This window comes from Gammaproteobacteria bacterium (assembly GCA_041395725.1).
In the GTDB taxonomy this organism is placed as follows: Bacteria; Pseudomonadota; Gammaproteobacteria; order Pseudomonadales; family Pseudohongiellaceae; genus NORP240.
On sequence record JAWKZW010000001.1, the window covers coordinates 4,846,921 to 4,871,179 of the forward strand.

Here is a 24,259-nt window from a genome sequence, read left to right on the forward strand (position 1 = left end):
TGGTATTCAATCAACAACTGCTTGGTTCAGCACTGTCCGCATGGCACGCTGCTGAGATCCGATTCCGGGCTCCGCTGCAGGTGGCGCGGGCGTCTTGCGGTCTGTCTTCGGAGCCAGGCCCGCGGTGGTCCGCGAGACCGGTGCGCGAGCAGAACCACAGCAGGAAAAGCAAGGGCGAACAGGGCATTGGGGAAGGATTTCGCCGCTACCGCAATGAAACTGAAAGACTGGCTGACAGCTTTAGCACCTGAGCCGAGTTTCAGGCAGATGTGGCAATCAGTCTGGGCCTTGAAGTCTTCATGAACATGGGCCAGTTCGATAGTCTGGGCAGACAGAACAAGGAAAAATAACAGCACCACCAGCCCGACTGCGCGATCGGACGGCGACCGGCTCAGCGCCGACACTGTTTTGAAGATTCCTGCTGGATACATCCCTTTTCTCCTGGTACCTGCAGCCGACATTGTCCGTGAAAAACGTTCAGATCTATCGCGGCTTTCCGGATGCAACGCTGAAGCCAATAACCGGAAAGCGATTGCCCATCGGACCAAGCCGAAATTCAGTACGTAAGTGACTGCTTCTGGAGTTACTGCTGGAGTTGACTACAAACCCGGATCAATTGCTTCGAAACCGGGTTGCACAACCGCACCTGCTGACAAAACGCTCACAGCGCCAATCATTGCTGGCGCTTGGGCTGATTGCCCGCCAGATCAGGATAGGGAAGGTGGGGCACGGGACCTGGGCGACGGAAGAACTCCGAATACCCGCTGAGGAAGTTCAAACTGAAGCCAGTAACGCGCGACCGTGACAGTCAGAAGGACGGAGTCAGCGACAGCGACATCGTTCTGGGTTCCCAGCTTGAGACAGATCTGGCAATCCGGGTGCAGGCTTAAATCGCCCTCATGGGTATGCTGCAGGGTGATGGTCTGCACCAGCAGAAAGACCAGCGCGGCTACAAGCAGCCATGATCGATTTCGGCGGGAAGTTAATAGACCTGTAGTCAGCATGATCAGTTGATTTTATGCCCACGGAGCAAATTAAGCGCCGAGTATGCCAACATTCCCCAAAAAATGGAACTTCTCTGTGGCCGCTCCCGCCGTCAATCCGCCGCACCGAAGCGGGAGATTATCGTCAATCTGCCTGCCGTTGCCAGAGGATACACGGCTGCGCCCGATTACAGACGGGTGGCAAATATTTCCAGCGCCTCCCGTCCGACCACGTCCTGTGCCACCAGCAACAGGTCCTGGCGGGGAATATCCGGCAGCGCTTCGCGCAGCACCTTGAGGTGCTTCTCCTCCTGAGCCTTCCGCTCATCCATGAATTCACTGACCCCGGCCGGCATGCGTTTATTGACCACCAGCCCCCCTACCGCCACACCGGTACGCTTCAACTTGGCGGCCAGTTCGATGGTTTCCAATACCGGCAGACGTTCCGCGGCCAGCACAATGATGAAGGTGGTTTTTTCCCGATCGGTCAGCGCATCCCGCAGGTTGGTGAAGCGCTTTCGCCGCCGCAGCAGAATCTGCCGGATGCGACTTTCTTTCTGAGCCTCCGGGGCTTCATTGAAATATTTACCGCCCAGATCCTGATCTGACTCGCGCCCCAGATCCGCTACTATCGAGGCGAATTTATCGGCTTTTTCCCGGCGCTTGATCAACCCCTCGGTCCACGCCGACATCAACTCCGGCAGCGCCATCAAGCGCGCGGTGTGCCCGGAAGGTGCCGTGTCAAACACGATGAGATCGTATTCTTTTAAGCCCTGCTCCACTACTTCGGCAATTTTTTCCAGGATCGCGGCTTCCTGCATCCCCGGGGCATCCCTGGACAGCTCCAGGTGCTTGTCCACCTCGCCGCGCAGCTCCATGGGCATCAGCCGGTACAGAGCCGAGCTGACCTCTTCCAGGTGCTGATTGACAGTTTCCTCCGGGTCCAGTTCCAGGCCATCCAGCCCCGGACTCAGCTTTACCGGCCGGGAGCCGATGGGGCGATCGAACAGATGCCCCAGATTATGGGCGGGATCGGTGGAGACCAGCAGTACCTTTTTGCCTTCATTGGCCATGGCCAGAGCCGTGGCTGCGGAGACCGTGGTCTTGCCCACGCCACCCTTGCCACCAAAAAACAGAATCTTGCGCCCGCGGGCTAACTCTAGCAGCAATGTACGTGGTCCAATGGTGATTTCTCGATACCCATGCGCTTGTGCCACTCGTGAAAACGCTCGTAGACCACCGGCAGCAATTCCATCGTGTAGTAAGCGGCCGGGTTGGGCACACCCAGACTCTCGGCAAAGACCAGCAGCATGAAGAGATCCTCTTCGTCACGCTGGGCGCGGGCGAAAGTGCGCCGGTAAGGTGCGACATAGAACTCGTAAAGATTGTCGTTCAGGCGCTGGAACAGGCCTTTCTGCTGTTCCCTGGCGGGCTGAGCGGCCTGCGTTTTGCTCTCCACTTTCTTATGCACCGAGGCCTGCTCGCTTCTCTGCTCACCGGCCTGCTGGTTTATCGGCTCACCGGTCCGCTCATCGGCCTGATCCACAGACTGCCCATTGCCAAGACCGCCTTCATTCCAGCCTTTATCTCTGCCCTTGTCACTGCCTGTGGTTTTTTTCACGCGCGCTGCACTCGTGTGGTTGGGTTACCCGGCAAGTCTAGTAGGTGCCGTCCCTTGAATCAATCCTGGGTGCTTTGTAAGCAGAGAGCTCCAGGGTTCTGTGGCCAGCGGGCATTCGTCAGGCCGGCTCCGGCGCCTTGATCGGCCACCGCTTACTGGCCACCGTCATTGGCCGCAATCCCTGCCTCTGCCATCGCGATGACTTCCTTCTCGCTCTGCGCCGCTTTCAGCCATTGCTGCATCGCAGGGGCCTCGAGAAGGGATTGCAGGTATTCCCCCGCCTTGCCGGAGAGCTGCACACCGTAGGTATTGAAACGAAAAGCCATCGGCGCATAGAAGCAGTCGGCAATGGAAAATGCGCCAAACAGCCAGGGCCCGCTGTTATGATGCCGGCTCCTGAGGTCGCCCCACAGCTGGTCGATCCTGTCTATCTCAGCCGTAAGCGCAGCATTCCTTTCAACCTGGCGATGCAGAGCCCTGGCATTCATCGGCAGCTGATTGCGGATGGCGGAAAATCCGGCATGCATCTCTGCACTCACCGAGCGCGCCTCGGCCCGCTGCGCCACATTGTCCGGCCAGCCTCGACCCGACAGATACTGCTCCGACACATACTCACAGATTGCCAGAGAATCCCAGACCTGCACCTCGTCGTCGAGCAGCACTGGCACCTGTCCTGCCCCGGAATAAGCCAGCAGCTTTTCCTTGTAGCCAGGCTCGAACAACGGCACTCGCTCCTCTTCGAATTCCACCCCGTGCCAGGTGAGGAACAACCAGGCCCGTAATGACCAGGAAGAATAATTCTTGTTACCAATGACGAGCTTCATGGGGTGCCACGCTTTTTATTGGCGCGCGCCAGGCGGGCCTGTTTGGGATCAATCTGCAGTGGACGATAGATTTCCACCCGGTCACTGGGCTGGAGTGAGTAATCAGCAGGGAGTGGCCAGTCCTTGCCGTTGAGTGGGTTGGAAAAAATCCCCATGGGATCGTTGTCCAGATCGATGGCCGGAAACTTCCTGGCAATGCCCGAGAGCCTGACCGCATCCAGCGCCGTGGTACCGACGGGAACTTCAAGCGGAATAATCAACTGCTTTTCTGGCGTGGCATAAGCCACCTCCACAGCAATGGTAGCGCTGCTCTCCAGCCCGGCCTGGCCTGACGGCCCTTGGGCGCTCTGCTGTTTCTGGGTATCTGCCATTCTGCTCCCGCCCCGTTTTTCTTCCTGCACTCGCACCAGGCTTTGTGCCTTGTCCTGTTCCAGCCCTGCTTGGCAACATACATGCAGTCCAGGGGCCGATTTTTTTGTTTTGTCTTTGTCTTTGTCTTAGTTTTGGGCCTTGCCTTGGTCTCGGTCTTTACCTTTACCTTTACCTTTACCTTTATTTATCCGCTGCTCCAGTCCCGGATCTGGATCCGGTTTCAGATCAGGACTCGGCTCTGACTCTTGCCCGATCCCGATCCCGATCTTTAATTAACAGGCTGTTAAAAAACGGTATGAGCGCAGCCAGGACAAGGCAAAGGCTGACGGAAAAGCGCGGTTTACCAGGGATAAAAGAGCATTTTGAGCCAGTATTTAACGAAGTCCTGGCAAACGCAATAGTTTTTCAACAGCCGGTTAAGCCTTATAGACCAGTTCAGCGCGCCGAACAATAGCATCCACCAGCGAATTAGCCGAGCTGCTGAAAAGCTTCTCCATCGCGAAATCCATCAGCCCGCCCGCAAACTCGAACTCCATCTCCAGGCTGACCTTGCAGGCCTCTTCGGTCAGCGGATTAAAGTACCAGGTCGCACTGAAAGAGCGGAAGGCGCCTTCAATCAGTTCCATACTCATCCTGCGGCCGGGAACCAGCAGGTTTCTGGTGATGAGAGTCTGTTTGATTCCCGCTTTTGACAGGGTCAGCTCTCCCACCAGCTCATCTTCGTCAGCGGAAATGATCCGCGCAGCGGAACAGCCCTGCATGAACTGGGGATAACTTTCGATATCATTAACCAGCCTGAACATCTGGTCGGCCGAAAAATTGACTAAGGCACTGCGGTCGATACGGGTCATGGCTCCGCCTGGCAAGGAAAGCGTGTAATCTCGTCGAGTCTCAAGACTCTCTAAATTGGGGTAAAATGCGACTATTTCAACATAGGTAAGGCGGCCGACAGATTCGCGGGGTCACCCTACCCGGCCTTGCCTGACCAGCAAGCAGCAACTTTAAGCCGCGACAGTTTCGGCATCTTTTCGCTTATCTCTGTGAAAGCCAGTCATCAATTTAAGGAGCCTCTGATCAAGTACCAGGGCTTACCAGACAACATTACCGGCATAGCCCGAATACTTTCTGTCTCACTTTATAAATCTAGACACCAAACAGACTGATTGCAAAATATTTACTCGCCACCGTATTGATAAACACCAGCAACAGAATCAGGGGAATCACTGTGCCCAGGGAGAAGTTCAGGTATTGCTCCAGTCGCGAGCCCTTGTAACGTTCATCACCAATTGCCAGTTCCTCGGACAGCCCGCCCATCTTCCAGCGGTATGCACAGAACAGGCACACCAGCAGCCCCACGAACGGCAGAATCGTTTCGTAGAACACATCGGAGATCACGTCAAAGAAAGACTTGGTCACCCCGCCATAGCTGGTGAAACTGGTCAGAAAATCCACCAGGCCCAGCGACAGAGTGGCCGGCACAGCGAACGTCGCGAGCAGACCGGCCATGGTAAAGACCGCGCGCTTACGGGTCATTTCCCATTCATCCACCATGTAGGCGATGGGAATTTCGATAATGGAAACCAGTGAGGTCAGGGCCGCGAAAAACACCAGCATGAAGAACAGAGAAGCCACGGCACTGGCACCCACATAACCCACCGCCTCCTGCATGGACAGGAAAATCTGCGGCAGAAAACTGAAAATCAACCCCACACTGCTGGTGGATAGATCATCGGGATTGGTATTCGGATCAAACGCGAAAATGGCAGGCAGGATCAACATACCGGCGAAGAACGCAATGGCCGTGTCGGCAACAGCCACCATCCGGGTGGACTGGGGAATGTTGTCGTCCCGACTGAAATAAGACCCATAAGTGATCAGAATCCCCATACCCAGAGACAGGGAGAAAAATGCCTGACTTAACGCCCCGTTTATAACCGAACCATTGATCTTGGAAAAATCCGGCACCAGGTAATAGGCGATCCCGGCACTGGCGTTGTCCAGGGTCAGGACAAACAGCACCAGCAGAATCAGCATGATCGCCAGGGCTGGCATGAGTATGCGGGCCAGCCGCTCGATGCCCCGTCGCACGCCGCCCATCAGAATGTAGAAAATCACCCCCAGCAGCAGCGGCAGGTAGATGAACAAGGCTGTGGACGTGGTCACCTCGCCAAAGGTGGTGGGCTCACTCAGGTAGTCCAGGTTGCCGGTCATGGCATAGATCAGGTACATGACAATCCACACGGTGATTACCGTGTAGAACACCGCGATCATAAAAGGGGTAAGAATCGCCAGCTTGCCGGCCCAGCGCCAGATACCGCCACCGCCGGTGATCGAGGTAAAGGCGCCCACCGGGTTACGCTGGGAATTTCGGCCCATGGCGATTTCAGACAGCATCACCGGGTAGCAAATCAGCGCCACAAAGGCGATGTAAACAAACAGAAAGGCGGCACCACCGTTCTTGGAGGCCATCACCGGAAACGCCACCAGGTTGCCAAGGCCCACCGCCGAGCCCGCGGCCGCCAGCACAAACCCCAGCCTGGAACTAAACTGCCCGCGATCTTCGACCATGCAAAACCCCTTGTTATTCAGCTCGTTAATTAGTCTTTATCGGCATCAGCCGGGCTGATTCTACAACAAATAGGGGCGGATTTATTGGCTATGTTTTCCCGGCATCAAATGTCTTCGTTTTCTCCCTCAGCGGTTTTCTCATGCTTGAAGTAGTACCAGGGAGAATAAAGCACCGGCAGCAGCAGTGGCCCGATACACAACGCCAGCATCAGCCACAGATTTACATAGAAGGTATTGATGACAGCCAGGACCAGGCCGAACGCCACCATCAGTTTGCCGGCCAGGCGGTGGGTCACCTTCCAGTTGGCGGCGGAGGCGATAGTCCACGGCAGGCGGATGCCGATGAAGAAATTCCGCTCGGTCTTGCCAAACACATTACCGGTGATCACCAGGAAGGCAGCCATACCGTAGGAGAAGAAGAACAGGTAGCGCTGCATGTCACCTGCCCCCTCGATGATGGCAACATGGATAAAGAACACCATGACCCCGACACCGAACAGGATGACGTCCACGGCACGCTTGCTGTTGGGCATGGAGAATTTCTCGGGCGAGATACGCAGCAGGCCATACACCAGCGCGAGAATGAACAGATAAAGCGCCGGCGCCAGGCTGACTATCAGCCCGCGGGACTGGGTATCAGTCACCTCGCCGCTGAAGCTGTAACTGCTGGGCACCTGCTCCGGCAGGCTGTCAAAGACCACAGCACTGAAAACCATCATGGCCACCAGGGTAAAGAGACCTGGCAGACTGCGTTGTAAGAAATTCATAGTTCCCCCTGGTTCTGACCAGAAAAAGTGTGAGTAAAGAACTGTTCAAAAGCATCCGACACGCCGACACGGCCCGACTGGCTTGAAAAGGTGCTGTGGGTCAGCACCCGCAGATAGATCAGTCCTGGCAGCGACAGGCTCATGGCCGCAGTCCTGCCTCGGCAGCGGACAGGACCCGCGACTTAGATTTCGGCACTTGTATTGGTCCTGTCATTGGTCCTGTCATTGGTCCTGTCATTGCCCCTGTCATTGGTCCTGTTCCTTGTTGCCCTGTTTGTGGTCCTGAAAAAAATCCACCACAAACTGCGCCGCATCTTCGAACACACTGGTGTTGATGGAATACACGATGCTCTGCCCCCGCCTGGTGGTCTGCACCAGGTCCGCGGCCTTCAGTTTGTTCAGATGATGCGACATGGAAGGCCCCGAAATATCGAAATGGGCACCCAGTTCACCGGCGCTCATTTCCTTTTTCTTCAACAGATCCAGCACCTTGCGCCGGGTTGGATCGGATATCGCTTCCAGAACTTTCTGAATGGATCGCATGGGTTACTCCTTAGATATTTAGAAAACTATCTAAATATCTAAATACCGTCAACCCCTTTTTACAGAGCTAGTGAAAATTAGACCCTCAACAACAAGCTCAAGGGTCGGCGGCAAGCAGCCCGGGCACAGCAATGGTTCGGGTAGGAGCTCATGCAAAAACGCGCAACGCTCCGGGCCTCCCTCCCGGCCTCGGAAGCCCGGCCTGGCGGGCGGCCTCCTTCGCTCGGTGCGGTGTTTTTTCGCTGCCGGAGCACCACACCTCGCCAGCGCCCGGGTTTTTTCTCAATCCAGGCACCAGGAATCCAGGTTCTTTGCTGCTTTTTCCTGCCTGGCTGGTTTTTTCCGCTATAATCCGCGCCCATGGCCAAGAAACCCAAAATCTCTGACAACACCATCGTCGTCAACAAGAAGGCGCGCCACGATTATTTTATCGAGGACACCTTCGAAGCCGGCATCGCCCTGCAAGGCTGGGAAGTGAAAGCACTGCGCCTGAAGAAAGTGCAGCTGGTGGACAGCTACGTATTGATGAAAGGTGGCGAGGCCTGGCTGCTGGGCTGCCGTATTACGCCACTGGACACCGCCAGCACCCACAGCATCTGCGAGCCCGATCGCACCCGCAAGCTGCTGCTGCATAAGAATGAACTCTCACGGCTGTTCTCCGCCACCGAGGCCAAGGGCCATACCTGTGTGTGCACCAAGCTGTACTGGAAGGACCACCTGGTCAAAGCCCAGATTGCGCTGGCCAAGGGCAAGCAGTCTCACGACAAGCGAGCCACGGAGAAAGACCGCGAGTGGAATATCGACAAGCAGCGGATTGTGCGCCAGCATAACCGCTAGGTAGCTTCTGCACTCATTGCGACCGGGATAACTCCTGCCCGGTCTCCAGCTCGAACAGCTGACGCAGTATCTCCCGCCACTGAGAATACTGCTCCTCCAGTGAACCACTGAGGCCGTGCACACGGCGGTTGAGATCGAGTATCGCGGGGGCGATCTCGTTATTGAAGCCCTGGGCCAGGCCGGTGAATTCCTGCTCGTAAATACGCGCCCACTTGTAGCGGTTATAGCTCTGGGTCAGCGCCTGAATACCGGAGCCGCCACCGAGCTCACGGGAGCCCGGCGCCCGCTCCCGGGTTTCCAGAATCTGCTCGCGGGAATAGCTGCGCCACAGGTCATAGAGCGGCTGCATCTCGTCATAGAGTGACCGGTAGTAGTCATCCACGGTATCGATAAACAGATGATGGCGCAGTCGCATCTCGCCCACCCGACGCAGCATCGGGTCGTCATCCGCCATCAGGCTGACAACCTGGCGTCGGCCTGCCCCGTCGGTCACCAGGGTACGGTCAAAAGTCTCCGGAGACAGATCGCTGGCATAGACCATCTGTGAGACGCGGCCGATATTGACCAGTTGTTCCGTATCGAGACTGTCGCGCACCGCCAGCAGGTCGTTCGCGATACGGGCATAGATATCCACAAAAGGATCCACCGCCTCGACCGGCTCCTCACCGTAGTAAGACTGGTTGCCCACATAGTCGCGGTTTTCAGTTTCATCGCTGTAGAGCGTATCGAGCCAGACCCGCCCGGCGCTGTCCCAGGCTCGCACCTGCAACGTCAGATTGAGCCCGTCCGAATGCACCACGGTACCGGCAATCTGCAGGTCCACCGACGGGTCCTGGGCGGGCAGCACCCGCACCGCGCCCCACTGGTTGGAGGCGGCCAGGGCATTGCGCAGCACATAGGGCAGGTAATGGGTTTCCTTGGCGCGAATCTCTTCCACCAGCCAGGGAGCTATCTGAGCGGTATCCGGGTCTACCGGGGCGGCCGCAAACACCTGTACGCCGATATCAAGCAGCGCCGGCCCGGCAGGGTCCTGTTCGGAACGCAGCAGATCCACCTGCCCCACCAGGTTCTGCACCGGCGCCTGGGCGCGCCCCGGCTGGGTGGTGCTGCCACAGGCTATCAGGCCCGGTAGCAGCAACAACGCCAGGGTCACACGCGCGGCTTTAGTCACTCTTTTTACTGCAGTGGCCCTTGCTGTGGTGGACTTCTCTGTGGTGGCCTTTGCTCCGGTGGCGTTTACTCTAGTGGCATCTACTATTGTGGCTTTTACTGCAGTCGCTCTTGCTATCGTCGCAGAGAATTCTGTCAGCAATCCGCTGCCCCACCCATCTCTGTCAAACTTAATCATACTGCACCGAATCCCGCAGGCTGCAGGTATTGCCGCGGCTGATGGTCTGAATACAGGTGTAGTTTTCACTGGGAGAATCGTAGCGATAGAAGAACTGGATCTGGGTGAAAGTCGCCGAGGCAGACGAGGTGGTGGTGGCCATATTAAGCCACTGGCCGTCGTCAGACAGACTGAAGCGATGCAGAATTTGTACCCCCTCCGGCAGACTGATGCTGTAAACCAATTGTCTGCCTTCCCAACCGCAGACCTCCTCCCCGGTAATGTCCTCCCAGGAATAGGTGACGTTCTCCAGGGTACTGCACACCAGGTCCGCGTCCCCTTTGCGCTCGACCCGTACTTCCACTGTCGACTGCTGGATCCGCAGGGTGGTCTGACGATTGATAAAACCGGCAAGCTGGGCCAGCTCGATTATATTGGCGCCACTGCGGGCGCGGCGGCTGCCGCTCAGCGACGACGCCGGAACCCGGCGGGTCTCCAGCTGATAGCCCCGCTCCGCGTCGCGGCGCAGCTGATCCAGCTGGCGCGACAGCTCATCCTCCCAGCGATCGCTGCGACCAAAATCCTTCTCCCAGGACCCGCCGAAGAAAGGCCGAGACGGCGCCGGCGCGGCAACCGGCGGCGCTACCACCTGCTCCACAACCCCGGCCTCGCCTGCCAGTTCGGGCGCCACGGCCGCCGGCGCTCCCTGCTGCCCGGCAGACTCTGCGGCACGCAGTGGACCGCCAGGGCAGCACAACACCGCCATGACAGTCGCCAGCAACCGTCCCGGAACCCTTCTAATCAAGCGAGAAAAAATCATGACGCCCATTACAGCGAATAAACGCGCGAAAGGAAAGCCGGTTGACCCGGCTATCGGCGCCCGGGAACTGCCGAGCGGGCAGATGATCGGCCGGCACCGCAATGGCATAACTATAAACCGGAAGCTGATAACGGCCTTATCGTTTCCAGACAGCTGGCTGATAGTCAGCTACCCTGACTGTTACCCATATAACTATACGGTACCTGCCTGATGGCAACCTGCTCACAAAGTTACCTGATATCTGAGTGATCACAACCTGCACAGAAAGCCGCCTGGCATTTGCCTGCTCGCAAACTGCACGGAAAGCTGCCTGATTTCTAACTGATAGCAACCTGCACAGAAAGCTGCCTGCTATCTGCCTGATCGTTACCTCATAGTTGCCTCATAGCTGCCTGGTATCTATCTGACAGCCACGTGATCGCAACCTGCACTGAAAGCTACCTGCTACCTACTGGCAGGTACCGAACAATTGGCACACTACTCCCGGAATGTTACCCGAACAGGTTCGCCGCTACGGTTCCAGAACCCGGTAGCCGTCCGGCGAGTACTCGATGGAACTGGGGAAGTCCAGCTCGCGGATGGTCGAATGGCCGACATAGACCGCGTCTTCAGGCTGGCGACTGCGGGCGTACTCAGCCATGAACTCGGCCTCCGATGCCCGATCGGGCAACTGCCCCTGCAGCGCCAGACGAATGACGTTCGACACCGCTCGCGGACTTTCCCGCTGCGGGTAATGGGCCGCCAGTGGCAGCAGCCAGTAGGAGCTGGGCGCAGACCGCTCATTCAAATAGGTGGTCCACACGTACTGGGAGATGCGCACCGGGTTCACCGTGTCCTGCAGCCCCCACAGGTAGGCCACCGGTATGGGGCTGCGCGGCAGGTTGTCCAGCCAGCGCCGCTCGTTGACGGCCCGTTCCAGCAGATAGCGCCCCACATACAGCAGCGCGCCGTCGCCGTCGTTGAAGGCAAAGATATCGCTATAGGCCACCGCCTCAGGATCCCCCTCGGTCAGCCTTGGTCGCAGCCGCCGCTGGGCGATCAGCCGTGGGCCCGCCTCGGCATCCAGCAGCGCCAGCTGAAAGGGTGACAGATTAGCCAGGGGCAGGAACATGCCGCTGTTGGAAAGAAAGTGGTAATTGATGGAGTAGCCGGGGTCCGGTGTATCCAGGTAGTTACCCAGAAACGCCAGCCCGATGCTGACACCGCGATCATGGGTGTACAGGGCAAAGTCATCCCACACCAGGATCTCTCGCACGAAGGTATCCAGCAGCCGGGCATTGTCGGCCAGCAGGTAGGAAAAGCCGTCCTGGGGCTTGTCGGAAAATCCCGAACCGGGAAAATCCAGCACCGCAATGTGGTAGTCGTCCTCCAGCAGCGGAATCAGCCGGTGATAGTCGAAGCTGGAATTGGGAAAGCCGTGCACCAGCAACAGGCGCGGGTTGGCGGGATCACCGAAGGTGCGGTAGAAGATATTGAGCGCGGCGCCATTGTTGCCGGACACCGTGGACGTCCATTCGAAGTAGCTGCCGGCACGGTACCAGTCTTCCGCCAGGGGAGAGTAGAACACCGCAGACTCATCCTGGGCAGGCGATTGTATCGGCAGCAGCGCCATCAGCAGGGTCACTATCAGGGCGGACAGTCTGTTCATGGGCGATCTCCAGGCTCTGCCTGGCGCTTCCAGGCTGTTACAAAATTTACTTTCCTGTATGGTTTCTGATTCATTTAAACGTCACAGCACTTTCTTTTAAACTTGTTCTTTTAAACTTGTTCTTTTAAACCTGATAGCCAGGCCAGCAGTTTATGCCAGGACAGACTGCAATAACAGGCAGTCAAACCACCGGGCTGGCCCGGCAACGCAGCGAGGAAACACTGATGACCCAGATCCGATCCACCACCCTGGTCACCGCCCTGGTTTTTGCCTGCCTCACGCTGACCGCCCGGGCCGAGACCGCCCGCGACGTTATCTACGGCCACAAGGACGGCATGGGTCTGGTGATGGATGTCTACCAGCCCAACGGCTTCTCCAACGGCGCCGGCGTCGCCTACCTGATCAGCGGCGGCTGGATGTCCAGCCTGGGCATGCAGCAGGCCTACGAAAGCATGTTCATGCCGCTGGTCAACGAGGGCTTTACGGTGTTCGCCGTGCGCCACGGCAGCGGCCCCCGCTACAAGGTGCCGGACGCCTGGAGCGACGTGTCGCAGGCCTTCCAGTACATCGGCGCCCACGCCAGTGACTACGGCGTCGACCCGGCGCGCATCGGCGTCTCCGGCATCAGCGCCGGCGGCCACCTGTCACTGCTGCTGGGTCTGAACGACCACACCGCCAGCGGTGAGCCGGATGCCTTCCGCCCCGCCGCCGTGGTGGCCTACATGCCGCCCACCGACCTGCGCGGCATGGCCGGCCCCAACTCCAGTTTCGGCGCACTGGACTTCGACCCGGCCCAGGAAGCCACCCTCTCCCCCATCGACTACGTCAGCAGCGACGACCCACCGATATTGCTGATCCACGGCAACGCCGACGAACTGGTGCCCATCCGCCACAGCGAACGCCTGTTTTCCGCCCTGCAGAAAGCCGACGTGACCTCCGAGTTTCTGGTCATGCAGGGAGCGCCACACGGATTGTTCACCGGCCAGGCGGCGGAGATTGCTGCTATCTCATTGCTGGGGTGGTTTCAGCGGCATTTGAAATAAATAGATGTCGAAACAGTGATTCGCTACCACAAATCCAGAAACACGGCCGGGTGCTGCTCAGCAATCCGCAGCAGCGCCAGGGCCGGCCCCTGAGGGCGCCTGCGCCCCTGCTCCCAATCCTGCAGAGTCCGCACGCTGACTCCCAGGAGCCCGGCAAACTGATCCTGGGAAAGCGCCAGCCGCTCCCGGATTATCTGAGGAGCACAGGGCTCCGAGAGAGTCTCAGTTCGCAGACTGATCTCACCGGCTTTGAAGCGCCTGATTTCGTCCAGCCCCTGACGAATTTCCTTACCAAGATTGCGATTCGTCATCTTTTAAATTCCTGCTTATTTCCTTCAAATCCTTTGTCGATATGTTGGCACGTTCCGACTTCGAATATACCGTCAATAACCAGATTTCATCAGCAGTCTTTTTCCAAAAGTAAATAATTCGCACACCGCCACTTTTACCTTTGTGCCTGTTCTTAAGATCACCGGCCCATTGAATCTTGCGTAACCCACCGCTGCCTCTGATAAGGCTCCCGGCATCTGGCTGCTGCAACAAGTATTCCTGCAAAAGCAACAAGTCTTCGTCCGAAAGATAGGCCGGCAATAACTTGCTGAACGTCCGTGTTTCTATAAATAACATAGCTCTGGAAGTACGGCAATGCCGTATATGCCAACAATTAGTGCTCCAGAGATAAAAGTAGTCAGCCAGCCACTGAATCGCCAGGATTTGACCATTCAAGGATGGATCACAGGAACGAGGGTGAATTAATGGCTTAAGCCCCCAACCTGCAATCCCACATAGATAATCTCCTGCTTTGCCGGTGCTATTACCACTCTTAGCGTCCGCCGGCGACCACTAAGCCAGCACCCGAACCAACTTGAAAAAGTCTCACCGAGGGCCAATATAGATACAACGGCGCAGGCAACTGATACACTGCGCACGCAGATCTGACGGGGAGCGCCGCCAGGGCTGCGAACGAAACAGACCGGCATACCGGTCTTGTAAGGTGGTGAAAAGAATCCCAACGCTGACGGGATTCAGTTTTCACCGGTAAGGGCTCAACGGAAAGAACCGGGTTCTTACGCAGGTTTTGGGGGCGATTCGGATTCGACGCCGGTGCCAAACCCTGAGGTGCATGTCGAGAGGGTAGTAAGTCTCGTAAATCAATTACTACAACTTTATAGTTGCCAACGACGACAACTACGCTCTAGCAGCCTAAAAGGCCGCTAGCGATTGCCACCGGGATGCCTGTAAACCAGTGATCGCAATCGTCATATAGAACAGGATCGCGAGGGAGGTTCGTCTGGGACCAAACCGCTAAAAAGTACCAGGCTCGCCCAAGTCACCCTGCCCGTCGGGCGGACACGGGTTAACTCAATAGACGACGCTAAACATGTAGAGCCAAAGGCAGCGGACTGACGGACGGGGGTTCAACTCCCCCCGCCTCCACCAACACCCTATCTAGCGACGTCCAACGACGTCCACCATCTCTCTGATTTATTTACATTTTTTCCATTTTTTGGTTTAATGGTGTCCATCGCCATTTTGCTACATTTTTCGGTTTTTGCAACATGGGATGCAACAAATTAGTTCAACTCTCAGCCAAAAAACATGCCCAAATCGATCAAAAGATTGACCAATACGCAGGTCGAAAATGCTAAGCCGAAGGACAAGGAGTACAACCTTGCACACGGCAACGGACTCTACCTTCGCGTCATGCCTAGCGGCTCAAAAACTTGGTTGTTTCAATACTCAAACCCTTATACGAAAAGACGAACAAATATCAGCCTCGGGAAATATCCCGAAGTTTCTCTTTCACAAGCCAGCAGAACTCGTACCGAATTTCGGGAGTTACTGGCTGCCGGAGTCGACCCGAAACAACATAGAGAAAGAGCCGCCCAGGAAAAGCTCGAGGCAATTCTCAATACACTGAAGCATATCGCGCTCGACTGGTTGGAAACCAAGAAGCCGAAGGTAACTCCAGATTATGCTGTGGATTTAGAACGCGCATTGGAACTTCACATTTTCCCATACCTGGGTAATCGCCCGATCGGCGAGATCCGTGTAAAAGAATTCCGCGAGACGCTTCAACCGCTAGTCAAACAAGGTAAGCTCGAAACTATCAAGCGCCTGCTTCAAGTTCTCAATCAGATAATGGAACACGCTCTATTGTTGGAGATAATCGAAACAAACCGGATTAGATCTCTTAAAAACCTTTTTCCCTCCCCTGAGCGAAAACATCTCGCTTCTATTACTCCAGATGAGCTGCCTGCTTTAATGAAGGCAATAAAGACCGCAAATATTCGGATCGTTACTCGCGCTCTTATTGAGTGGCAGCTTCACACAATGACAAGACCAGCAGAGGCTGCGGGTGCCAGGTGGGATGAGATTGATTTCGAGAAGAAAATTTGGACGATTCCAGCGGAACGAATGAAACGCCGCAGGGAACATAGAGTGCCCTTGACAGATGAAACGCTGAAAATCCTTGAGGAAATCAAACCCTTCAGTGGTCATAGGGAGTATGTATTTCCCGCAGATCGAAATCCTAGAAAGCCGACCAACAGTCAAAATACCAATATGGCACTGAAGCGCATGGGCTTTAAGGGAAAATTGGTCGCACATGGTTTTCGGTCTCTCGCCAGTACAACTCTCAACGAGCAGAGATTCGACCCCGAGCTCATCGAAATAGCGCTTGCCCACGTCGATAAAAACCAAGTTAGGGCAGCATATCAACGTTCGGACTTCTTAGAGCAAAGAAGAGAAATGATGGAATGGTGGTCTATGCGCATCCATAAGGCACAATCAGAACTAAGCTAAACAAAGCGGAATATAGTTCCGTGGACTATATTCCTCTGGACTCCCCCTGCGGTATCTTACAACATCAATTAGCCAGAAGGCCGCAATTAAAATAATTACCCAATTTAAAAAGTGCTAAAGTCCAGCTGGTAAATCATCAGTTACCATTGCTATACAACTACACAGGAGTACATAGCAATGGTAACGATTCTCCGCCTCCCTGAGGTAAAAGAACGAACTGGATTAAGCAGATCTACTATTTATAACCTGCAAAATCCCAATCATAAACAATACGATCCAAGCTTCCCTAAATCATTCCCTCTCGGTGCACGACTTGTAGGCTGGTCATCTGACTCAGTCGACGCGTGGATCAAAAAAACAATTCAACAAGAGGTGACGCGGCGATGACTCCAAATAAAAGCGAAGCACAGCGTCACCTATCACTTCTAGACAACAAAGCAACTACTTTCACGTTCCTAACATTTGACGATGACTCAGATCGGCGAGATCGATCTTTGACGAAGGAATTGCATGGTTCCCTAGATGAGCACTGGGATCAACTTAGCGCCCTCAATTTGGCTGGCGCAGGAATTTTTATTACTGTAAACGAGACTGACGGGAAGGGGCGCAAATCAGAAAATATTAAGCGAATAAGAGCTCTTTGGGTTGACGACGACGGAGATGGGATAAAGCCAGACTTCTCGCACTTTACAGTGGTTACCTCCCTCGGTAAGTATCATCACTATGTATTAGTAGATGGCTTGGCACCAGAAGAATTTGAGCCTTATCAGCAATACATGGTCGAAGCTTTTAATAGCGACCCCAACGCTAAGGATAGAGCCCGTGTTCTTCGATTAGCCGGGTTTTACCATCAAAAGGCAAATAAAACTAAAGGCGTGGTTAGAATCCCGTTCATGGTCCGCCTCGTGGAATCAAACGAAAATCCACCCCTGGACAAAAGTGCAATCTCAGTCCCTGGGGAGGAGAAATCCAATTTCATACAACCCTGCGAGCAGCTGACAGATGAGCTCGCGGAAGAACTTCAAAGCGCAATTAAGCATTTAGACCTAGGCGAGCGGGCTTTATGGATCGAAACTGGTTCAGCACTAAAAAGTCTTGGCGACGCAGCATTTTCCATCTGGCACGATCGATCAGCGGAATGCCAAAACTATGTAGACATGAACGATTGTCTGATAACCTGGAATAGCTTGTCATCGGATAGGACTAACTATAAATCAATATTTGCTAAAGCTCAGCGCAATGGCTGGGTGAATCCAAAAAGTAGGTTGGCCCGCGGTCCAGAGGTTTTCAACGCCTCCCTTTCGACACCCCTACCTACTACGAAGATAATTCATATCACCGATACCCCGCTAGATAAGCGAGTACAAAAGGCAGCTGACTCGCTTGCCGAAATGGCACCACCAACAGTCTTTCAACGAGCACAACGTTTAGTCGAAGTCATCTCCGCCGGGGGTACTGAAAGTTCCGGGATAGCTACCATAAGGCAGCTAAAATCGGCAGGCCTGAGAGTATTACTTAGCGAGGTAGCAACCTGGTTAAGAGGAACTTCTTCTAAATCAACAAACCCCTGTGAAATAACAGTGGCAGGCTTACTGGAATCACCAAATAAATGGAAGCGAATTCCTCAGCTAGCCGGTTTAGGTGATGTTCCCGTTTTGAAGCCAAACGGCCAACTTGTGAATGCTAATGGTTATGATCCAGATACTGGACTGTATCTCACAGGTTCGGTACCCGGTTTAACGGTACCGAATTCACCTTCGAGCGATGAAGTAAAGGCTGCAAGCGAGCGTTTACTGGAGGTGTTTAGCGAGTTCCCTTTCGTAGATCATGATCAAGACAAGTCTGTACTTCTTTCATACATGATGACAATGGTCATCCGAGCCGAACTACCTACTGCACCAATGTTCGCTATTGATGCAAGCACTCCAGGTAGCGGTAAAGACCTATTGGTGAATTGTGCAAATCTGGTCGTACGCGGGAGAAGACCATCCATAATGCCTCCAGTGAAAGGTTCCGCTGCGGAGGAAGAGACGAGAAAGCGCATTACAGCGATGTTGAGCCGGGGCGACTCTTCTGTTGTTCTCGACAACTGGACAACTCCAGTGGGAGGCGAATCCATGAATGTACTTCTAACCTCCGAAATCTGGTCAGACAGAATTCTGGGTAGTAGTGAAACCATCAGTTTACCAACAAAAGTTACGCTGGCAGCAACCGGAAACAACTTAGTGATGAAAGGTGACATGACTAGGCGATCGCTGACATTAAGGTTAAGCCCAAACGTTGAAAGACCAGAATTGAGAAATTTTAAGATTACCGGCCTCGAAACCTATGTGATAAATAACAGAGCCGAATTGATTTCGGCGCTATTCACAATTTTTAGAGCGTATCAACTAGCAGGCTCTCCCCAAGTCAATTCTGCAGCTCTGGGAAGTTTCGAAGAATGGTATAGGAGAATTGCGTCTTGCTTGCTTTGGCTCGGATATAAAAACCCCATTGATTCACAGGACCGGCTACGAAATGTAGACCCAGACAAGGCACTGCTGAACGACTTACTTAGCCTTTTGTCAGTTGTTTACCCCAATAGCGTTTCTTTCCAGGTTTCAGATCTTTCACAAATACCTCCAGTCGCGACAGGAGAGCAAGGGCGGCTACGTACACTTATTTCTGAAATAGCTCCAGGAACAGACGGCATTAATAGAATTCGCCTGGGAAAACAGTTGAATAGGTTCGTGGACCGAATGGTAGATGGGCTCGTTCTGAGGAGACTCGATCGAGCCGGGAGCACAAACGTTTCTCTGAGCTACATGGTTTGTAAGGCTAACGAAGTAAACGATCGCGCAACCAACTAGATGATTAATCGAACTATTGGAAATAGGTTCTAGTACTTAAAAACCTAGCGTATCCCCTAGCTCCATTACGGTCCAACAAGGTTTCATGACGTCCGATTTAGGGAATATAGGATTTTAGGTGACTACTAGATAGCGTAATAAAAATTATATATGAATGAGTATATAGAGCTCTAGTTTTCTACCTTGCCCCTAGATCCCCTAGCTAAATAGATGCTTTTTTTTGATGCGCGTGTTCGGCAAGTGGTAAGTATGACCTAATATGAATGGTTGATGATTATGTCCAAGTTAACAGATAAACAAAAAGCGTTCGTCGACGAATATCTAGTCGACCTGAACGCAACGCAAGCTGCAATCCGTGCTGGCTATAGTTCAAAAACAGCTAAACAAATAGGCACTGAGAACCTATCAAAACCTGTCGTTGCCGAAGCCATCCAAGAAGCGCTTACAGAACGGTCGGAACGCACTGGTATAAAGGCTGACTATGTCTTGAAACAAGCAATAAAGTTGCATGAGAGATGCATGCAAGAAGTACGTCCGGTTACTGATAGTAGGGGGAATCACATTAAGGAGGATGGCCGTCCCGTCTATGCATTCAATGCGGCTGCCGCTGCCAGAGCGCTGCAGTTGATAGGCAATCACATCGACATCCAAGCTTTCCAAGCCAAGAAGATCGTGTCTGGGCCTAACGGGGATCCTATCCAAGTCGACCACCAGTTCACAGTGGAGTTCATAGATGCCAAATCTAAAGATAAATAGCAGGCTTGAGCCTTTCTTAACCAAGAGCAAACCGATCAAGGTTGCAATCGGAGGTAGGAATTCAGGCAAAAGTATTGGTTTCGGAGATATCTTCACCATGAAAATGTGCACTGAGGCTGCAGATATCTATTGCCTGCGAGAATACCAAGACTCTTTATCGGACTCTGTCCACAGAGTTTTCAAGGACTCCATTCTTAAGCGGTTAAAAATCGAAGGATTTCGTATCCAGGAAAATACCGTCATTGCACCAACCGGAGCCAAAACCACTTACAGGGGTGCGGCCCGAAATCCTGACTCTATCCAGTCGGCACAAGGATATAAATATTCCTGGTTCGAGGAAGCACATAGAGCGAGCCAGGAATCCTTGGACAAATTGCTGCCTACCATTATTAGAAATCCAGGCGCCGAGTGTTGGTTCTCTGCCAACCCACAATCATCTGCCGATCCATTCAGTCAACGTTTTATAGTTCCCTATAAGAAACAACTGGATAGGGATGGATTCTACGAGGATGAGCTTCACCTTATCGTCAAGATGAACTGGCGACAGAACCCCTGGTGGAATGAAGAAAGCGAAACACTCAGATTATGGGACTACGAAAACCTCTCTAGAGCGAAATACAATTGGATCTGGGAGGGCCACTTTAACGATGAAGTAGACAATTCAATCATTAAAACTGAGTGGTTTGATGCAGCAGTAGATGCGCACCTCGATCCACGCTTCTCTGCCATGTTTAAACCATACGGAGCTAAAGTGGCAGCCCATGATCCATCGGACCTAGGCAGTGATGCAAAGGGTTACTGCTTACGACATGGATCGGTAATTTTACGCGCAGAATCACTAGACGCCGGCGAGATCGATGAAGGTTGTGATTGGGCAACTGGTAATGCTCGTAATGACAACGCTGATTGGTTTGTCTGGGATGGTGACGGAATGGGCGCTGGATTGAAGCGACAAGTTGCCAACGCATTTTCAGGAACGAAGACCCAATTCCATATGTTTAGAGGATCATTATCTGGTAATCGGCAGACTAACGCTGATCGCGTTTATTTGCCCGTTGATAATGAAAGCGACTCCAGACCTAAGACCTACGCAGAGACGTTTAAGAACAATAGAGCACAGTATTCCTGGTTGCTGCGGGACAAATTCTACAAAACCTACCTAGCCGTGGTGAAAGGCCAGTATATAGATCCCGCTGAAATGATCAGCCTGGCATCGAAAGGGATTCCCGAGATGGATAGGCTTAGATCTGAAGTATGCAGAATACCTGAAAAACCGAATCCCCACGGCCTGATTCAAATTATGAATAAGCAAGACATGAAGAAACTGAAGATCGAATCGCCCAATATGTTTGATTCAATAATGATGAGCCAGTACAGTGGGACTGTTCAGAAGCAAACCTGGACGCCACCACAGGTTCTGACTTTGCCTCGTAGAGCCTCTTACTACAGCTCAAGACGATAATTTACCAAGGTCATGCATCGTCTACTTCAAGCTTGGCCAGAACAGCTATCTTCTCCAGATAAGCTTCCATAGATTCTTTTGAGGAAGTAGGAAGACATCCGTCGTTATACAGATAAACTTTATCGAGTGACTCGGACTGATCATATGAAAGTCTTTTTGCTGTCATTGGGCCAAGCTTTTTGAAGTTGGTAGTAACTGGATAGTCCTCGTAGCTTATATGCTCGTTAGTGTTAAACCCGACAGGTTTATATTCTCGGTTTAGAACTGCATACGATCCATTTTCCTGTCGTTCTAAGCAGTATGGCAGATAAATTGATCTGAAATCTCCTAATGGCATTTGAACACTCCCTCTGAGCAGTTTCTTGATGGAGGCCTAATATCCCACGTAATTAGTGATAACACTACACACTAAGCATGAAAGTGAGAACCGGTTAGAAACTAAAGTCGGGTGATTTTGCGGTGCCAAATTATTTCATTAATCTCGCAAACGCTAAAACTTACTGAAGAGCTTGATCTTTGTAACCGTCCGGCAAACCCATCTTGCTAGTTCTGCCTGATCTATCGATAGTGTCCACCTATTTTTAAGTGGACACTATCATGAACGAGTTAAGCGTATTCGCCCCACCTGTTAAGCGTCGAAGGTTTGCCCCGGATTTCAAACACAGGATCGTAGCAGCTTGCAAAGAACCCGGTGCGTCTGTTGCGAGAATTGCCAGGGAACACGACCTTAATGCCAACCTGGTCCATAAGTGGATTCGTCAGGCCAAGGCGAATTCGTTGCCGGTAACTACGCCAGCTTTTGTAGCACTACCGGTCATCCAGTTTAGGTGGCGGAGTGGACGAGTGTGTCCGCCTTGAGATTCCCTTCCGGCAACAATCGATCAAGGTGAGTTGGCCAGTCTCTCAGTCGGATCGTTGTCTGGCGCTGCTGCGTGACCTGCTGCAGTGATCCGCATTGACCAGATCTGGCTGGCCACCGAACCGCTGGACATGCGTGCCGGGCCGGATAAGGCACTGGCCCGGGTAGTCCAGGTGTTCGGCAGTGCCAGGCCCCATTGCGCTTATGCCTTTGCCAACAAACGCGCCAATCGTATGAAGGTGTTGGTGCATGACGGCCTTGGTGTCTGGCTCTGTGCCCGACGTCTGAACCGGGGCAAGTTTCACTGGGCCGAACCCTGGCGCGGCAAGCACCTGGTTGTGGATGAGGAGCAACTTCAGGCGCTCGTTCAGGGACTACCCTGGCAGCGTCTGGGTGAGGCTGGCGTCATTCGTGCTTTGTAGTGAATGCCGGGCCCCGTTTGTGTCGCACTGACCTCCCATCGGTGGCATACTTGGTCCATGTCACATCCCGACGTAAGCCAGCTTAATGCCGAGCAACTACGAGCCCTGACTGCCTCGTTGTTCTCGCGCCTCGCCGAGCAGGAATCGTCGCTGAGAACACTGAAACAGCGGGAAGAGATCCTGCAACAGCAAGCGGATCATGCTACTCGCCTTGAGCATCGCAACCGCTTTCTTGAAACGCTCAATGCAAAACTGACCCACGAAATGGCGTTACTCAAACGCCATCGCTTTGGCAAACACAGTGAACAACTGAACGTTCTGCAACGCACTCTCCTGGAAGACATCGTTGACGCCGACGTGGGCGGCATCGAGGCGGAGTTGGAGGCGGCGCAGGCTGACCCGCTCTCACAGACCAAGCCAAAACAGCAACCCAAGCGTGTAGCCCTGCCACCGGAGCTACCACGCCGGCTGATCGAGCACGAACCGGACAACACCCGGTGTCAGTGTGGCTGTCAGCTCCAGCGGATTGGCGAGGATGTCAGTGAGAAGCTGGACTATACCCCCGGGGAATTTACCGTTGAACGGCATGTCCGTGGCAAATGGGTGTGTAAAGACTGCGAAACGCTGGTACAGGCTCCGGTGCCGCCTCATGTTATCGACAAAGGGCTGCCCACCACTGGTCTGCTGGCCCAGGTGCTCGTGGCCAAGTACGCCGACCACTTGCCGCTGTACCGCCAGGAACGAATCTTCGAGCGTGCCGGTCTGGGCATTCCCCGTTCCACACTGGCCGAATGGGTGGGCCGCTGCGGCGTGGCGTTGCAGCCACTGGCGGATGCCTTGCGCGAGACTATCCTGAGCCAGCCGGTGGTTCATGCCGACGAGACGCCGGTGCCAATGCTGTCGCCGGGCAAGAAGAAAACCCACCGCGCCTATATCTGGGCCTACTGCACAACGCACAATGCCCAGACCCGAGCAGTGGTCTATGACTTTGCGCCCAGCCGTGCCGGGGAACATGCCCGCACCTTCCTGGGCGAATGGCAAGGCAAACTGGTGTGTGACGATTACAGTGGTTACAAGGCGGGCTTCGGCCGGGGCGTCATCGAGATCGGCTGTCTGGCCCATGCCCGGCGCAAGTTCTTTGAGCTGCACGCTGCCAACAAGAGCACCCTGGCGGCCAGTGCCTTGAATACTATCGGTCAGTTGTACGAGATCGAGCGTCAGGCCAGAGAGTTGGATAATGATCAGCGCTGTCAGTTGCGACAACAACGGGCCGGCCCACTGCTGGAGAACTTCCACGCCTGGCTGCTTACGCAACGGCAAAAGGTACCGGACGGATCAGCTACAGCCAGAGCTATCGATTACAGCCTGAAACGCTGGCGTGCCTTGACCCGGTATCTGGAAGATGGCGCGGTGCCTATCGACAACAACTGGGTCGAGAATCAGATACGCCCGTGGGCCTTGGGTCGCTCCAACTGGCTATTCGCTGGATCGTTGCGCAGTGGTCAGCGTGCCGCTGCTGTGATGAGTCTGATACAGTCAGCTCGTATGAATGGGCTTGACCCCTATGCTTATCTCAGAGATGTGCTGGCCAGGCTACCGACTCAGAAGGCAAGTCGCATTAATGACCTGTTGCCACATAACTGGATACCGGAATAGCAAGGTGGGTTGGCTGGACGCTTACTGATCTTTAACCTAAATGCAACAGTAAAGACCACATTATGGAATTGGGAAATAAATATCTTTATTATTTATC

General features: G+C 53.9%; 28 protein-coding genes and 1 other RNA gene. 12 read left to right on the top strand and 17 right to left on the bottom strand.

Features of this window, described 5'->3' with window-relative positions; translation table 11 throughout:
- Positions 1 to 26: 26 nt before the first annotated feature.
- From R3F50_21350 to R3F50_21400, 11 genes are all read right to left on the bottom strand, one after another.
- Complete coding sequence (locus R3F50_21350) at positions 27 to 431, bottom strand: hypothetical protein (GenBank protein MEZ5492832.1); 405 nt, start codon at positions 429 to 431, stop codon at positions 27 to 29.
- A gap of 276 nt (positions 432 to 707) precedes the next feature.
- Positions 708 to 1,004: a hypothetical protein gene (locus R3F50_21355; protein MEZ5492833.1), complete on the bottom strand. Its 297-nt coding sequence runs from the start codon at positions 1,002 to 1,004 to the stop codon at positions 708 to 710.
- A gap of 167 nt (positions 1,005 to 1,171) precedes the next feature.
- Entirely contained in the window at positions 1,172 to 2,152 is a 981-nt protein-coding gene (locus R3F50_21360) for an ArsA family ATPase (protein ID MEZ5492834.1), read from the bottom strand.
- The gene (locus tag R3F50_21365) at positions 2,143 to 2,391 is read right to left on the bottom strand and encodes a cory-CC-star protein (protein ID MEZ5492835.1); all 249 of its coding nucleotides are present in this window, start codon (positions 2,389 to 2,391) and stop codon (positions 2,143 to 2,145) included. Before R3F50_21365 ends, R3F50_21360 begins: the two co-directional genes overlap by 10 nt.
- 365 nt (positions 2,392 to 2,756) lie before the next feature.
- On the bottom strand, positions 2,757 to 3,428 hold the full coding sequence (locus R3F50_21370; GenBank protein ID MEZ5492836.1) for a glutathione S-transferase family protein: 672 nt from the start codon (positions 3,426 to 3,428) through the stop codon (positions 2,757 to 2,759).
- Positions 3,425 to 3,727: an RnfH family protein gene (locus tag R3F50_21375; GenBank protein MEZ5492837.1), complete on the bottom strand. Its 303-nt coding sequence runs from the start codon at positions 3,725 to 3,727 to the stop codon at positions 3,425 to 3,427. The genes R3F50_21370 and R3F50_21375 overlap by 4 nt, the downstream gene beginning before the upstream one ends.
- A gap of 489 nt (positions 3,728 to 4,216) precedes the next feature.
- On the bottom strand, positions 4,217 to 4,651 hold the full coding sequence (locus R3F50_21380) for a type II toxin-antitoxin system RatA family toxin (protein ID MEZ5492838.1): 435 nt from the start codon (positions 4,649 to 4,651) through the stop codon (positions 4,217 to 4,219).
- A 292-nt stretch (positions 4,652 to 4,943) separates the two neighbouring features.
- Positions 4,944 to 6,368, bottom strand: coding sequence for a sodium-dependent transporter (locus R3F50_21385; protein ID MEZ5492839.1), 1,425 nt, complete (start codon positions 6,366 to 6,368; stop codon positions 4,944 to 4,946).
- 104 nt (positions 6,369 to 6,472) lie between these two features.
- A complete protein-coding gene (locus R3F50_21390) occupies positions 6,473 to 7,135 on the bottom strand; it encodes an SdpI family protein (GenBank protein MEZ5492840.1) in 663 nt (220 codons plus the stop codon).
- Positions 7,132 to 7,278, bottom strand: coding sequence for a hypothetical protein (locus tag R3F50_21395; protein ID MEZ5492841.1), 147 nt, complete (start codon positions 7,276 to 7,278; stop codon positions 7,132 to 7,134). Before R3F50_21395 ends, R3F50_21390 begins: the two co-directional genes overlap by 4 nt.
- 103 nt (positions 7,279 to 7,381) lie before the next feature.
- A complete protein-coding gene (locus R3F50_21400) occupies positions 7,382 to 7,678 on the bottom strand; it encodes an autorepressor SdpR family transcription factor (protein MEZ5492842.1) in 297 nt (98 codons plus the stop codon).
- A gap of 360 nt (positions 7,679 to 8,038) precedes the next feature.
- On the opposite strand from R3F50_21400, the gene smpB reads away from it, so the two are divergent.
- Positions 8,039 to 8,515 carry an SsrA-binding protein SmpB gene (gene smpB, locus R3F50_21405; protein ID MEZ5492843.1) on the top strand — a complete coding sequence of 159 codons (477 nt, stop codon included), beginning with the start codon at positions 8,039 to 8,041 and terminating at the stop codon, positions 8,513 to 8,515.
- A 13-nt stretch (positions 8,516 to 8,528) separates the two neighbouring features.
- Here smpB and R3F50_21410 read toward each other — a convergent pair whose 3' ends face one another.
- Both R3F50_21410 and R3F50_21415 read right to left on the bottom strand, forming a co-directional pair.
- Positions 8,529 to 9,863, bottom strand: coding sequence for a hypothetical protein (locus tag R3F50_21410; GenBank protein MEZ5492844.1), 1,335 nt, complete (start codon positions 9,861 to 9,863; stop codon positions 8,529 to 8,531).
- Positions 9,856 to 10,647 (bottom strand): hypothetical protein, encoded by a 792-nt coding sequence (locus R3F50_21415; protein MEZ5492845.1) that lies wholly within the window; start codon positions 10,645 to 10,647, stop codon positions 9,856 to 9,858. Before R3F50_21415 ends, R3F50_21410 begins: the two co-directional genes overlap by 8 nt.
- Before the next feature lie 13 nt (positions 10,648 to 10,660).
- Between R3F50_21415 and R3F50_21420 the strand changes: the two genes are divergently transcribed.
- Positions 10,661 to 10,873 (top strand): hypothetical protein, encoded by a 213-nt coding sequence (locus R3F50_21420; protein MEZ5492846.1) that lies wholly within the window; start codon positions 10,661 to 10,663, stop codon positions 10,871 to 10,873.
- 300 nt (positions 10,874 to 11,173) lie between these two features.
- Here R3F50_21420 and R3F50_21425 read toward each other — a convergent pair whose 3' ends face one another.
- The gene (locus tag R3F50_21425) at positions 11,174 to 12,310 is read right to left on the bottom strand and encodes an alpha/beta hydrolase (GenBank protein MEZ5492847.1); all 1,137 of its coding nucleotides are present in this window, start codon (positions 12,308 to 12,310) and stop codon (positions 11,174 to 11,176) included.
- 224 nt (positions 12,311 to 12,534) lie between these two features.
- On the opposite strand from R3F50_21425, the gene R3F50_21430 reads away from it, so the two are divergent.
- The gene (locus R3F50_21430) at positions 12,535 to 13,353 is read left to right on the top strand and encodes an alpha/beta hydrolase (GenBank protein MEZ5492848.1); all 819 of its coding nucleotides are present in this window, start codon (positions 12,535 to 12,537) and stop codon (positions 13,351 to 13,353) included.
- Positions 13,354 to 13,376: 23 nt separating this feature from the next.
- Here R3F50_21430 and R3F50_21435 read toward each other — a convergent pair whose 3' ends face one another.
- Both R3F50_21435 and R3F50_21440 read right to left on the bottom strand, forming a co-directional pair.
- Complete coding sequence (locus R3F50_21435) at positions 13,377 to 13,664, bottom strand: helix-turn-helix domain-containing protein (protein MEZ5492849.1); 288 nt, start codon at positions 13,662 to 13,664, stop codon at positions 13,377 to 13,379.
- Positions 13,642 to 13,980: a type II toxin-antitoxin system RelE/ParE family toxin gene (locus tag R3F50_21440; protein MEZ5492850.1), complete on the bottom strand. Its 339-nt coding sequence runs from the start codon at positions 13,978 to 13,980 to the stop codon at positions 13,642 to 13,644. The genes R3F50_21435 and R3F50_21440 overlap by 23 nt, the downstream gene beginning before the upstream one ends.
- A gap of 453 nt (positions 13,981 to 14,433) precedes the next feature.
- On the opposite strand from R3F50_21440, the gene ssrA reads away from it, so the two are divergent.
- The 6 genes from ssrA to R3F50_21470 all read left to right on the top strand — a co-directional run bounded on the left by ssrA (position 14,434) and on the right by R3F50_21470 (position 21,225).
- Positions 14,434 to 14,793, top strand: a transfer-messenger RNA (tmRNA) gene (gene ssrA, locus R3F50_21445).
- Positions 14,794 to 14,952: 159 nt separating this feature from the next.
- Positions 14,953 to 16,158 carry an integrase domain-containing protein gene (locus R3F50_21450; protein ID MEZ5492851.1) on the top strand — a complete coding sequence of 402 codons (1,206 nt, stop codon included), beginning with the start codon at positions 14,953 to 14,955 and terminating at the stop codon, positions 16,156 to 16,158.
- Positions 16,159 to 16,335: 177 nt separating this feature from the next.
- Positions 16,336 to 16,545, top strand: a complete 210-nt coding sequence (locus tag R3F50_21455) for an AlpA family phage regulatory protein (GenBank protein ID MEZ5492852.1) — start codon at positions 16,336 to 16,338, stop codon at positions 16,543 to 16,545.
- Positions 16,542 to 19,007, top strand: coding sequence for a PriCT-2 domain-containing protein (locus R3F50_21460; protein ID MEZ5492853.1), 2,466 nt, complete (start codon positions 16,542 to 16,544; stop codon positions 19,005 to 19,007). The genes R3F50_21455 and R3F50_21460 overlap by 4 nt, the downstream gene beginning before the upstream one ends.
- Positions 19,008 to 19,283: 276 nt before the next feature.
- Positions 19,284 to 19,763 carry a terminase small subunit gene (locus R3F50_21465; protein ID MEZ5492854.1) on the top strand — a complete coding sequence of 160 codons (480 nt, stop codon included), beginning with the start codon at positions 19,284 to 19,286 and terminating at the stop codon, positions 19,761 to 19,763.
- Positions 19,741 to 21,225, top strand: a complete 1,485-nt coding sequence (locus R3F50_21470; GenBank protein ID MEZ5492855.1) for a PBSX family phage terminase large subunit — start codon at positions 19,741 to 19,743, stop codon at positions 21,223 to 21,225. The genes R3F50_21465 and R3F50_21470 overlap by 23 nt, the downstream gene beginning before the upstream one ends.
- Before the next feature lie 10 nt (positions 21,226 to 21,235).
- Here R3F50_21470 and R3F50_21475 read toward each other — a convergent pair whose 3' ends face one another.
- Entirely contained in the window at positions 21,236 to 21,562 is a 327-nt protein-coding gene (locus R3F50_21475) for a hypothetical protein (GenBank protein ID MEZ5492856.1), read from the bottom strand.
- 260 nt (positions 21,563 to 21,822) lie between these two features.
- Between R3F50_21475 and R3F50_21480 the strand changes: the two genes are divergently transcribed.
- From R3F50_21480 to R3F50_21490, 3 genes are all read left to right on the top strand, one after another.
- Positions 21,823 to 22,083 carry a transposase gene (locus R3F50_21480; GenBank protein ID MEZ5492857.1) on the top strand — a complete coding sequence of 87 codons (261 nt, stop codon included), beginning with the start codon at positions 21,823 to 21,825 and terminating at the stop codon, positions 22,081 to 22,083.
- An 87-nt stretch (positions 22,084 to 22,170) separates the two neighbouring features.
- On the top strand, positions 22,171 to 22,506 hold the full coding sequence (gene tnpB / locus R3F50_21485; GenBank protein ID MEZ5492858.1) for an IS66 family insertion sequence element accessory protein TnpB: 336 nt from the start codon (positions 22,171 to 22,173) through the stop codon (positions 22,504 to 22,506).
- Between the two features lie 57 nt (positions 22,507 to 22,563).
- Positions 22,564 to 24,162, top strand: coding sequence for an IS66 family transposase (locus R3F50_21490; GenBank protein ID MEZ5492859.1), 1,599 nt, complete (start codon positions 22,564 to 22,566; stop codon positions 24,160 to 24,162).
- Positions 24,163 to 24,259: the final 97 nt, after the last annotated feature.